Annotated in this window: 10 protein-coding genes; 2 read left to right on the top strand and 8 right to left on the bottom strand. The window is 72.9% G+C overall.

Translation table 11 applies throughout. The features are described from left to right. The coding region (locus ACH4FH_RS37645) for an adenosylhomocysteinase (protein WP_398560487.1) at nt 1–524 on the bottom strand (524 nt) is incomplete at its 3' end. Nucleotides 525–1,001: 477 nt separating this feature from the next. On the opposite strand from ACH4FH_RS37645, the gene ACH4FH_RS37640 reads away from it, so the two are divergent. Beyond that, complete coding sequence (locus ACH4FH_RS37640; RefSeq protein ID WP_398560489.1) at nt 1,002–3,128, top strand: fructose-specific PTS transporter subunit EIIC; 2,127 nt, start codon at nt 1,002–1,004, stop codon at nt 3,126–3,128. Nucleotides 3,129–3,244: 116 nt separating this feature from the next. Here the strand turns inward: ACH4FH_RS37640 and ACH4FH_RS37635 are convergent, their stop codons facing one another. The 7 genes from ACH4FH_RS37635 to ACH4FH_RS37605 all read right to left on the bottom strand — a co-directional run bounded on the left by ACH4FH_RS37635 (nt 3,245) and on the right by ACH4FH_RS37605 (nt 11,118). Beyond that, nucleotides 3,245–4,204, bottom strand: a complete 960-nt coding sequence (locus ACH4FH_RS37635) for a cation diffusion facilitator family transporter (RefSeq protein WP_398560486.1) — start codon at nt 4,202–4,204, stop codon at nt 3,245–3,247. A 181-nt stretch (nt 4,205–4,385) separates the two neighbouring features. Next, complete coding sequence (gene manA, locus ACH4FH_RS37630; protein ID WP_398560485.1) at nt 4,386–5,606, bottom strand: mannose-6-phosphate isomerase, class I; 1,221 nt, start codon at nt 5,604–5,606, stop codon at nt 4,386–4,388. A 141-nt stretch (nt 5,607–5,747) separates the two neighbouring features. Beyond that, nucleotides 5,748–6,884, bottom strand: a complete 1,137-nt coding sequence (locus ACH4FH_RS37625) for an SIS domain-containing protein (RefSeq protein ID WP_398560484.1) — start codon at nt 6,882–6,884, stop codon at nt 5,748–5,750. A gap of 76 nt (nt 6,885–6,960) precedes the next feature. Then, a complete protein-coding gene (locus tag ACH4FH_RS37620; protein ID WP_398560483.1) occupies nt 6,961–7,143 on the bottom strand; it encodes a Trm112 family protein in 183 nt (60 codons plus the stop codon). 214 nt (nt 7,144–7,357) lie between these two features. Then, entirely contained in the window at nt 7,358–8,716 is a 1,359-nt protein-coding gene (locus ACH4FH_RS37615; protein ID WP_398560482.1) for a phosphomannomutase/phosphoglucomutase, read from the bottom strand. A gap of 147 nt (nt 8,717–8,863) precedes the next feature. Beyond that, nucleotides 8,864–10,480: an L-lactate permease gene (locus tag ACH4FH_RS37610; protein WP_398560488.1), complete on the bottom strand. Its 1,617-nt coding sequence runs from the start codon at nt 10,478–10,480 to the stop codon at nt 8,864–8,866. A 194-nt stretch (nt 10,481–10,674) separates the two neighbouring features. Continuing rightward, entirely contained in the window at nt 10,675–11,118 is a 444-nt protein-coding gene (locus ACH4FH_RS37605; RefSeq protein WP_398560481.1) for a DUF3499 domain-containing protein, read from the bottom strand. A 271-nt stretch (nt 11,119–11,389) separates the two neighbouring features. Here ACH4FH_RS37605 and ACH4FH_RS37600 point away from each other — a divergent pair, with 271 nt between their 5' ends. Then, nucleotides 11,390–11,848: a metallopeptidase family protein gene (locus ACH4FH_RS37600; protein ID WP_398560480.1), complete on the top strand. Its 459-nt coding sequence runs from the start codon at nt 11,390–11,392 to the stop codon at nt 11,846–11,848. Nucleotides 11,849–11,897: the final 49 nt, after the last annotated feature.

Below are 11,897 nucleotides of genomic sequence, written 5' to 3'. Positions count from 1 at the left end.
TCGCTCTCGGCGGTCTCGACCGCCGGGACCTTGCCGGCCTTCTCGTACTCGACACCCTTGTGCACCAGCAGGGTGGCGTCGCCACCGTCGTCGAGAATCATGTTCGGGCCGCCGGTGGGCGAGTTCGGCCACGTCAGGGCCTGCTCGGTGCACCACCAGTACTCCTCCAGGCTCTCGCCCTTCCAGGCGAACACCGGCACACCCCGCGGCGCCTCCGGCGTGCCCTCGGGACCCACCGCGATCGCCGCCGCGGCATGGTCCTGAGTGGAGAAAATGTTGCAGGACGCCCAACGGACCTCGGCGCCCAGGGCTACCAGGGTCTCGATCAAAACGGCGGTCTGCACGGTCATGTGCAGCGAACCGGTGACCCGGGCGCCGGCCAGCGGCTGCGCCGCGGCGTACTCCTTACGGATCGACATCAGACCGGGCATCTCATGCTCGGCGAGAGTGATCTCCTTACGGCCGAAAGCCGCGAGGGAGAGATCGGCGACCTTGAAGTCCTGGCCGTTGGCTGCTGTCGTCATACGGGCTGCTCCTCGAGGGTCGAGGTGAATTTTCCGGGCTGGGCAGTCTGCGGCGCGGGCAGCAGCGTACGCGGAAGCGGACGCACCTCTCCCCTGGCCGCAGCGCAGTCCGTCCAGGCCCTCTCTCCCTCGGCCGGTCCGCGGTGCGGGCCGCCCGACCGCCATCAGCAGCGACGTCTGGCACTGGTCACGAATCTACACCGATCGGCCCAGCGACCCCAGCCCGCATCGGCTGGTTGTGTGCGCGGGAGAGGGGTGCGGGGCGGGGCCACGGCTGTGCGCTGGGGTGTTCCGGCGCTCCGACGGAGGTGGCCTTGGACACTTTGCTCCGGCTCCGACGTGTTGCAGGATGCCTGGAGCGCGAGGGCACCTGCACGACCTCGCGCGTACGTTCGTTAGGAGATCCACGTGACCACGAGTCCAGCTGATGCCCCCGAGGGCGCGGGGAAGAGCGGGCAGGGGCTGAAGCTGCTCGCCGTGACCGCCTGCCCGACCGGCATCGCCCACACCTACATGGCCGCGGAGAAGCTCACCCGGGCCGCCGCCGCCCTCGGCCACGAGATCAAAGTGGAGACCCAAGGGTCGATCGGGGCTGAGAACCTACTGTCTGACAACGATGTCAAGCACGCGGACGGGATCATCATCGCCGCGGACAAGGACGTCGACCGCACGCGCTTCGCCGGCAAGAAGGTTCTGGCGGTCGGGGTGGCCGAAGGCATCCACCACCCCGAGCAGCTGATCGAGCGGGTGCAGAGCGCGCCGGTCCAGGGCAGCGGCGGAGGCGCGGCCGACGCGGGCGGCGTGGGGACGCCCGCCGGCGGCGGCAAGGAGCGCAGCGTCGCCTACAAGGCGTTGATGAACGGGGTCAGCTACATGATCCCGTTCGTCGTGGTCGGCGGTCTGCTGATCGCGATATCCCTGGCGCTGGGTGGCCACACCAACCCCGAGGGTGGGCTGGTCATCCCGGACGGGACGTTCTGGAAGCACGTCAACGACATCGGCACCATCGGCTTCCAGCTCATGGTGCCGATCCTGTCCGGCTATATCGCGTACGCGATCGGGGACCGGCCGGCGCTGGTGCCCGGCATGATCGGCGGCTGGATCGCCAACACCGGCTCGCTGTACGACTCCAAGGCGGGCGCGGGCTTCATCGGCGCCATCGTCACGGGTTTCCTGGCCGGCTATCTGGTGCTGTGGATCAAGAAGGCCAAGGTTCCGAAGTTCGTCCAGCCGATCATGCCGATCATCGTGATCCCGATCGTGGCGACGACGGTGCTCGGCCTGTTCTTCATCTATGTCATCGGCAAGCCGATCTCCTGGGTGTTCACGCACCTGACGGACCTGCTCGGCGGGATGACCGGGTCCAGCGCGATCCTGCTCGGCGCGATCCTCGGCCTGATGATCGCGTTCGACATGGGCGGCCCGGTCAACAAGACCGCGTTCCTCTTCGGTGCCGGGCTGATCGCCTCCGGCAACCAGACGGTGATGGGCATGTGTGCCGCCGCGATCCCGGTGATGCCGCTCGGCCAGGGTCTGGCAACGCTGCTGCGCCGGCGGCTGTACTCGGAGCAGGAGCGCGAGACGGGTATGGCGGCGCTGTTCATGGGGGTCTTCGGGATCTCCGAGGGCGCGATCCCGTTCGCCGCGGCGCGACCTGCCCAGGTCATCCCGGCGAACATGCTCGGTGGTGCGGTGGCCGGTGCCCTCGCGGGCATGGCCGGGGTGACGGACGCGGTGCCGCACGGCGGCCCGATCGTGGCCGTGCTGGGCGCGGTGGGCGGCTGGCCGACGTTCTTCCTGGCCGTCGTCGTCGGATCGGTGGTCACGGCCCTCGCCACGGTGACGCTGGTGGACCTCTCGGAGCGCAGGAAGTCCGGTACGGCGGCGACGTCGCCGCTGGCTGAGCCGGTGCTTGCCGGGGTCGGAGCGGGTGGCGCGGCAAGCGCAGCGGGTGCGGGTGCTACGGGGAGCGCGGCTGACTCGTCCGCACCGGCCGGGGCCGCGACCCGTACGGCTACGGTGACGGCCACCGCCACCGCCGCGGAGGGCGCGGCAGCGGAGGGGGACACCCCCGCCGCCACCACCGACTCCGGTGACGCCGCCACCGCCACCGCCACCGCCACCGCCACCGCCGAGGCGACAGCCCCCGAAGTGCTCTCCGGTTATCTCACCGAGCGGACCGTGAAGACGCAGCTCGTCTCCGACGAGAAGGAGGCGGCCATCCGGGAGATGGCCGAGCTGGCGGCCGGTACCGGCAAGGTCGCGGACGTCGAGGAGCTGGCCCGGGTGGCGCTGGCCCGCGAGGCGCAGGGCACCACCGGACTCGGCGAGGAGATCGCCATCCCGCACGCCAAGACGGACGCGGTGACCGCGCCGGTCGTCGGCTTCGCGCGGTCCGCCGCGGGTATCGACTGGGACTCCCTCGACGGCACGCGGGCAAAGCTCGTCTTCATGATCTCGGTGCCGGCGGCGGCCGCCGGCGACGAGCATCTGCGGATCCTGGCGCTGCTGTCGCGGAAGCTGATGGACGCGGACTTCCGGGCCCGGCTGCAGAGTGCGCCGGACACGGCCGCGATCCTGGGCGTGCTCGGCGAGATCGGGTGACCGGCCGCCGCCGGCTCCCGCGAGGGAGGCGGCGGCCGCGCAGACGAAGGGCCCCCGCACCGGATCGGTGCGGGGGCCCTTCGTGCGGATTGTGTCCGGGGGATGAAGCGGGCGGCTCAGTGCCCTCCGGGGGTCTTCTCCGGGTCGGCGCCCTCGGCGGCCGCTTCCTCGCGGTAGATGTCCGGCTCCAGGTAGATGACGCGGGCGATCGGCACGGCCTCGCGGATACGGGCCTCGGCGGCGTTGATCGCGTCGGCGATCTGGGTGGCCGTACCGTCGTGCTGCACCGCGATCTTGGCGGCGACCAGCAGCTCCTCGGGGCCGAGGTGCAGGGTGCGCATGTGGATGACGCGGGTGACGACCTCGCCGTCGACGACGGCGGCACGGATCTGGGCGACCTGCTCGGGGCCCGCGGCCTCGCCCAGCAGCAGCGACTTGGTCTCCGCGGCGAGGACCAGGGCGATCAGCACGAGCAGCACACCGATGCACATGGTGCCGATGCCGTCCCAGATGCCGTCACCGGTGGCGAGGGTCAGTCCGACGCCGCCCAGGGCGAGTACCAGGCCGACCAGCGCGCCGAAGTCCTCCAGCAGCACGACCGGCAGCTCGGGGGCCTTGGCGCGGCGGACGAACTGCGCCCAGGTCTGCTTGCCGCGCAGCTCGTTGGACTCCTTGATGGCTGTACGGAAGGAGAAGCTCTCGGCGATGATCGCGAAGACCAGGACGCCGACCGGCCAGAACCAGTTGTCCAGCTCGTGCGGGTCGTGGATCTTCTCGTAGCCCTCGTAGAGCGCGAAGACGCCGCCGATGGTGAACAGGACGATGGAGACCAGGAAGCCGTAGATGTACCGCTCGCGGCCGTAGCCGAAGGGGTGCTCCGCGGTCGCCGCGCGCTTGGCCTTCTTGCCGCCGAGCAGCAGGAGGCCCTGGTTGCCGGAGTCCGCGACGGAGTGCACGCCTTCGGCCAGCATCGAGGACGAGCCGCTGAAGGCGAAGGCCACGAACTTCGCTACGGCGATGGCCAGGTTGGCGGCCAGCGCCGCAACGATCGCCTTTGTCCCGCCTGATGCGCTCATGAGTGCCGCATGTCCCTTCCGTAGACGGGGCTCACGCTTTACCGCCCCTTTAATGCTGTGCGGCGGTCATTGTTGCAGCCCTGCCCCGGGCCGCCGCCACTAGGCCACCTTCGGGCCCTGGCCCGCGCACCGCCCGGCGCGGAAATCCCGCCGGTCCCGGGGCGGGCCGTGGGGACACGCCCTAGGCGACGACGGTGGCGCGGAAGAGCGTGCCCTCGCCCGAGAGCGAGACGTGCTCGCCGGCCCGGACGAACGCGGACTCGCCGGGCGCGAGGGCAAGCTCGCCGGAGGCGCCGTTGCCGACGGCCGAGCCCACGCGGGTCACCAGCCGGATCGTGCCCTGCGTGCACAGCAGGATCTGCGGCGTACGGGCGTCCAGCGGGTGGGGCGCGGCGCCGGGGGCGACGACGAAGCGGGAGAGCCGGAACTCGTCGATGGGGGTGTCGTAGATTTCCTCGCCGTTGACCGCCTCGGGGCGCAGTACGCCCGCGTCGCCCGCCTCGAAGCGGACCACCCGCAGGAGTTCGGGGACGTCGACGTGCTTGGGGGTGAGGCCGCAGCGCAGCACGTTGTCGGAGTTGGCCATCAGCTCGACGCCGAGGCCGCTGAGGTAGGCGTGCGGGAGGCCGGCGCCGAGGAAGAGCGCCTCCCCCGGCTGCAGCCGGACGTGGTTGAGGAGCATGGCGGCGATCACGCCGGGGTCGCCCGGGTAGTGGTGGGCGGTGGCGGCGTATGCGGCGTAGTCGGCGGCGTGCGGGCCGTCCTCGGCGCCCAGCCGCTCGGCCGCGGCGGCGGCCCGCTCGACGGTCTCGGCCATCGCGTCGTGTTCGGCGGTCAGCAGGGCGGTGAGGACCTCGCGCAGGGCGCTCTCCTCGGGGCTGGCACGCAGGATGTCGACGTACGGCTTGAGAGTGTCGACGCCCAGGCCCTCCAGCAGGTCGGCGGCCTGCGCGGGGTGGCGGAAGCCGCAGAGGCCCTCGAAGGGGGTCAGCGCGCAGATCAGCTCGGGCTTGTGGTTGGCGTCCTTGTAGTTGCGGTGCCCAGCGTCGATCGGGACGCCGCGCCGCTGCTCGTCGGCGAAGCCCTCCTTGGCCTGGGCGAGGTCGGGGTGGACCTGCAGGGAGAGCGGCGAGCCTGCCGCGAGGAGCTTGAGGAGGAAGGGCAGCCGGGGGCCGAAGGCGCGGACCGCGTCGGCGCCCAGCTCGGCCTCGGGGTCGGCGTCGATCACCTCGGCCAGCGGGACGGGGCCCGCACCGCGGTCGATGCGGGACGGCGCGCCGGGGTGGGCGCCCATCCACATCTCGGCCTGCGGTTCGCCGGTCGGCTCGACGCCGAGGAGTTCGGGGATGGCGGTGGTCGAGCCCCAGGCATAGGGGCGCACGGTGTTGGCGAGGCGGTCCATGGGGCTGCTGCTTCCTGGTGTCGTACGTGTTCTATCGGGTGGTCCCGCGGACCCGCGCGTGGTGTGCCCGGGGCGGGGCGCCGCGGGCACGGCGGGTGCGGCACCGTGCCCGAGCCGTGCCGGGCGCCGGCCTCTTTATGATCACTCGGTGTCGGCGAGCGCGAGGTAAACGGCGGCGAAATCCGTGATGGCCAGCAGCTCCGCGGCGGTCTCCAGGTCGTCGCCGCCTTCCGGTTGGAGGGCGCTGACGGCGGTGTCGCACTGGTCGGCGAGTTCCACGGCGGCGCGTGTGGCGGACAGCGGCCCCGGCTCCCGCTCGCGCAGCAGCAGGATCCTGGCGTGCAGGGCCGCGGGCTGCTCCACGCGGTCGCGGAAGAAGTCTTCCGGGTCGGCGCCCGCGGCGAGGGCGCCCGCCAGCAGCGGGCGGTGGGTGCTGAGCGCTTCGGGCAGGTCGGCGGCCATCGCGGGGCGGCCGGCCAGCCCGGTGAGCACGGTGGCGAAGTGCCGGCCGACGGCGCCGGCGACGGCGCCTTCCGTCCAGATGAGCGGCAGGGCGTCGGCGAGTTCGGCGGCCAGCGTCTTGGCGGGGTTGGTGTACGTCGCGATGGCCGGGCCGCAGCGTTCGGCGAGCTGGTCGAGGCGGTCGGCGAGCTTGCTCAGCTCGTCGGGCGGCGCGGTGAGCAGCCCGATCCGGTCGGCGAGCGCGAGCAGCGGGATGAGCACCGACCACAGGGTGCCCGGGGCGGCCGGCGGCGCGCCCTCGACGTCGAACTCGGCGTCGTACGGCGTGGTCGCCAGCGGCACGGCGAGGCCACGGGCTTGGATGACGGCGTCGGCGAGCGGGCCGCCGGCCGGGGTGACGGCGACGACGGCGCAGCCGCGGCGGTAGGCCTGCTCGACCAGTTCGGCCAGGCCCGGGTCGGAGCCGTCGGGTCCGGCGAGCAGCAGCAGGTCGAGCGGTCCGGTCCAGCCGGGCAGGGCCCAGCGCAGGGCGCCGGGCCGCGGGGCGACGCCGGTGGGCCGGATGAGGGTGACCGGGCAGCTGCCGCCGCCGAGCGCCTCGAGGAGGTCGGCGACGCAGGAAGCGGCCGGGCCGGGTCCTGCGACGAGGAGGGCGCGGGGCCGTCCGTCGGGTGTCAGTTCCGGGATGCCGGCTTCGGCGGCGCTGCGGGCGGCGGTACGGACCCGGGCGCCGGATTCGGCGACCCCGCGGAGCAGTCCGTAGCGGTCGGCGGCGGCCAGCGCCTCCGGGGTGTCGAGGAGTGGCTCGTCGAGCATGGTGTGCGCGGCCTCCGATCGCCGGTACGGGCGGGGGAACGCCGGGCGGTGCCGGGGCGGGCCCGGCGGCGCCCGGTCAGGCGGGGCGGCGGGCCTCGTCGACGAGCAGCACGGGGATGCCGTCCCGGACGGGGTAGGCGAGGCCGCAGTCGGCGGAAGTGCAGGTCAGCTCGCTGGGGTCGGCCTCGGTCCGGTCCTTCAGCGGGGCATGGCACGCCGGGCAGGCGAGGATCTCGATCAGGCTGGCTTCGACCGGCATGGCGGGCTGCTCCTTCGGGGTGGTTGCGGCTCAGCCAGCCTACCGCCGGACCGGGGGCCGGGGCCTGCTCGGCGGTGGTTTCCCGGTGACCGGTGGGGGCGGGGCGGCGTGGCGCGGGGCTGCGGTGGCGCGGCGGGCGGGGCCGGAGCGGTACGTTCCGCCCCGGTGCCCCGCCCGCCGTGTGCTGCCTGCTGCCCGATGCCTGCCCTCACGCTCAGGCGCGGACGATCGCCAGCACCTCGTCCCGGACGCGGGCGACGGTGGCGGCGTCCCGGGCCTCGACGTTCAGCCGCAGCAGCGGCTCGGTGTTGGAGGCGCGCAGGTTGAACCACCAGTCGGCGGCGGTGACCGTCAGCCCGTCCAGCTCGTCGAGGGTCACTCCCTCGCGCCCTTCGTAGCCGGCCTTGATCGCGGCGAGCCGGCCGGTCTGGTCGTCGACGGTGCTGTTGATCTCGCCGGAGGCGGCGTACCGGTCGTACTGCGCGACCAGTGCCGAGAGCGTGCCCTGCTGGCCGCCGAGGGCCGCCAGGACGTGCAGGGCGGCGAGCATGCCGGTGTCGGCGTTCCAGAAGTCCCGGAAGTAGTAGTGCGCGGAGTGCTCGCCGCCGAAGATCGCGCCGGTCTTGGCCATCTCCTCCTTGATGAAGGAGTGCCCCACCCGGGTGCGGACGGCCTCGCCGCCCTGCTCCTTGACAACCTCGGGCACCGACCAGGAGGTGATCAGGTTGTGGATGACCGTGCCGCCGGGGTGCTTGGCGAGTTCGCGGGCGGCGACCAGGGCGGTGATCGCGGAGGGCGAGACCGGGTCGCCCTTCTCGTCCACCACGAAGCAGCGGTCGGCGTCCCCGTCGAAGGCCAGGCCGAGGTCGGCGCCCACCTCGCGCACCCGCGCCTGGAGGTCCACGATGTTCTTCGGGTCCAGCGGGTTGGCCTCGTGGTTGGGGAAGGAGCCGTCCAACTCGAAGAACAGGGCGTCCAGTTCGAGCGGCAGGCCCTCGAAGACGGTGGGGACGGTGTGGCCGCCCATGCCGTTGCCTGCGTCCACCACGACCTTCAGCGGGCGGATGCCCGACAGGTCCACCAGCGACCGCAGGTGGGCGGCGTAGTCGGCCAGCACGTCCCGCTGCACGATCGTGCCGGCCTTCGCGGCCGGCTCCGGGGCGCCGTCCCGCGACCACCGCTCGACCAGCGCGCGGATATCGGCGAGACCGGTGTCCTGGCCGACCGGCGCGGCGCCCGCCCGGCACATTTTGATGCCGTTGTATTGGGCCGGATTGTGCGAGGCGGTGAACATCGCGCCCGGCAGTCCCAGGGCGCCGCTGGCGAAGTACAGCTCGTCGGTCGAGCACAGGCCGATCTCGGTGACATCCACCCCGCGGGCCGCGGCGCCGCGGGCGAAGGCGCCGGAAAGGCCGGGTGACGAGGGGCGCATGTCGTGCCCGGTCACGATCGCGTCGGCGCCGGTGACCTCCGCAAACGCCGCACCGAACAGCTCCGACAGCGTCTCGTCCCACTGATCGGGGACCACACCGCGCACGTCGTAAGCCTTCACGATCCGCGACAGATCAGCCACAGCCAGCCCTCCTGAGGTCTCTACGGAGCCCCAAACCTACCCGCACGGCCTGTGCGAGAGCCGTGAATCCGGCCGGTGTGCGCCGTCGCACGCGGTGGGCGGCCGGGGCGCACCCGGTCCCCCGGGCGCGCCCCACGTCGGGCCGGTCTACGGGAGCATCCAGCCCAGGACGGCGGTGCTCTGCCCGACCACGATCAGGCACATCACCAGCAGCAGGCCCAGGCTCCACGGCAGCACCTTGCGCAGCAGATCTCCTTCGCGTCCCGCGAGGCCCACCGCCGCGCAGGCGATCGTCAGGTTCTGCGGCGAGATCATCTTGCCGAGCACTCCCCCGGAGCTGTTGGCGGCGGCGAGGAGTTCCGGCGCGAGCCCGGACTGCTGGGCGGCGGTGACCTGGAGAGCGCCGAAGAGCGCGTTGGCGGAGGTGTCGGAGCCGGTGACGGCGACGCCGAACCAGCCGAGGACGGGCGAGAGGAAGGCCAGTCCGGCGCCGGCCGCGGCGACGAAGTGGCCGATGGTGGCGGCCTGTCCGGAGAGGTTCATGACGTACGCGAGTGCCAGCACCGAGGTGACGGTGAGGATGGCGTGCCGCAACTCCCGGACCGTGGCGACCCATTCCCGGACGGCGGCACCCGCCCGTACGCCGAGGACGACGGCGGTGAGCAGGCCGGCCAGCAGCACCAGGGTGCCGCCGGTGGCCAGCAGCGGGAGCGAGAAGACGTTGCCACCCACGGGTGTGCCGTCGGGGCCCGCGACGTTCAGCAGCGGCCAGTCGAAGGTCCGGGTCGCCCGCGCCAGGAGCGCCTTGACCGGGGGGACCTGGGCGAGCGAGAAGACGGCGACGATCAGCGCGTAGGGGGCGTAGGCGCGGACGATCTCGCGGCGCTCGTCCTCCGCGTCCAGATCGTCGCTGCGGACGCCGGTGAGGACAGAGGCCCGTACCGGCTCGGCGGCCGGCCGGCGGGCGCTGGGCACCGCGACCAGCGCGGCGGCCCCGGCCAGTGCCGCCCCGATGTCGGCGAGTTGCGCCGAGACGTAGTTGGCGGCCGCGAACTGGACGACGGCGAAGGCGCACCCGCAGGCGAGGGCGGGCGCCCAGGTCTCGCGCAGGCCGCGCCGCCCGTCGACCAGGAAGACCAGCAGCAGCGGCACGACGAGGGCCAGCAGCGGTGTCTGGCGGCCCACCAGGGACGCGACCGCGTCCAGCGGCAGGCCGGTGACCTGGGCGAGGGTGACGACGGGGGTGCCCATGGCGCCGAAGGCGACCGGCGCGGTGTTGGCCACCAGCGCGACGACCGCGGCCTTGACCGGGTCGAAGCCCAGCGCGACCAGCATCACCGCGCTGATGGCGACCGGCGCCCCGAAGCCGGCGAGCGCTTCGAGCAGCGCGCCGAAGCAGAAGGCGATCACCAGGGCCTGGATGCGCGGGTCGGCGGAGAGCCGGGAGAAGGAGCGGCGCAGCACGTCGAAATGGTGGGTGCGGACCGTCATCCGGTACACCCACAGGGCGTTGACGACGATCCACAGGATGGGGAAGAGCCCGAAAACCGCCCCTTGGGCGGCGCCGGAGAGGGCCTGGCCGGCCGGCATGCCGTATCCCCAGCAGGCCACGGCGAAGGCGACGGCGAGACCGGTCAGACCGGCGTAGTGGGCGCGCAGCCGTACGGCGCCGAGCAGGACGAGCACGGTGACCAGCGGAGTTGCGGCGACGAGGGCGGACAGGGCGAGCGAGTCGGCGATGGGCTCCAGCTGTTGGACGAACACGAGACCTCCCGGCATGGGTGGCTCCCCTTGCCGCTCCCGGTCACGAAGGGCGCCCGGTGGCGGGCCGCGACCGCGAGCGGATCATGCGGGAGTGGAGGAATGGTCGTGTCCGCGACAAGTCGGCGTCAATGCTCTGTCAGCAACCGCTTGCGAGGTGTCGCCGGCCACCCGGGCCGTGGGGTGGCGCCGGGGGATCAGGAGTCGGGTGAGCGCAGCACCCGCAGATGGCCGCGTCGGGCCACCTCCATGGGCTGGGAGTTCCGCCCGCCGGGGCCCGTCGTCCGTGGCGCGCCGTTTCCGCCGGCGGCGCGCTCCTGCGGCCTGGCCGCCTCGCGGACGGCGTTGGCGAGCGCTTCGAGATCGTCGCCGCTGGGGCGGGCCGGTCCCGAGTCGAGGGCGAGGCGGACGACTTCCCAGCCGCGGGGGGCGGTCAGCCGCTCGGAGTGCTCGGCGCACAGGTCGTAGCAGTGCGGTTCGGCGTACGTGGCGAGCGGGCCGAGCACGGCGGTCGAATCCGCGTAGACGTACGTCAGCGTTGCGACGGCGGGGCGGCCGCACGCGGTGCGCGAACAGCGACGTACAGGGCTCACGACGTTGGACGGTACCGCACTCTTGAGCGGGCCGCGACGACTCTCCACCGGCTCACCCAACCGTGTCGTCCCGCTTCGTCCGATGCGTCTGACCTGCACCCGCTCGGCCGGACCCGTGCCGGGTGGGCGCCGACGGGCGGTCCGGGACGAGGAATCCCGTCGCCATTCGATGCAATTCATGTCATTCCGCGGGTGATCTGCGATCTCATGCGGGGATGCAAACAAACACAACAGCGACCGGACCGGTCACACGGCGACATGGCGCGCGTTGTCGCGCACGTCGGTGCCCGCGGTCCCGCGACGGCTACGCTCGATGCTGATGGACACGCCCGTACCGCCCCGCCCGACGGAGCCGCGCCAGCGCCGCCGCGACCGCCACGGCCGCGGCATGCGCGGACCGATCGCGCCTCCGCAGGTGCCCCTGTCGGTGAGCCGCGCCGACGCCTTCATCGATCTTGTCTACGACTCCCGGGACCGGCTGGAGCGACGCTGGCCACAGCTCTCGGACGTCGACTTCCTGGTGCTGGACGTGCCCGGCTTCGGCCCCGACGAGGGGCCCGACGCGGGCGCGGACGAGGAGGCGGTGCCGCTGGGCCGGGCGGTGCCGGCCGCCGGCCCGCACCGCGACCGGATCGTGATCTACCGCAGGCCGGTGGAGATCCGCACCAAGAACCGCGACGAGCGCGCGCTCCTGGTGCACGAAGTCGTCGTCGAACAGGTCGCCGAACTCCTCGGCCTTGCTCCGGAGTCGGTGGACCCGCGGTACGGCCAGGACTGAGGCCGTACCGCGCGCCCACCGGGAGCCACCGCCGTGGCGGGGCACGCGG

This window comes from Streptomyces sp. NPDC017993, from assembly GCF_044328065.1.
GTDB lineage: Bacteria > Actinomycetota > Actinomycetes > Streptomycetales > Streptomycetaceae > Streptomyces.
The sequence above is the reverse complement of the archived record's forward strand: the minus strand, read 5'-3'. Positions and strand labels throughout refer to the sequence as shown.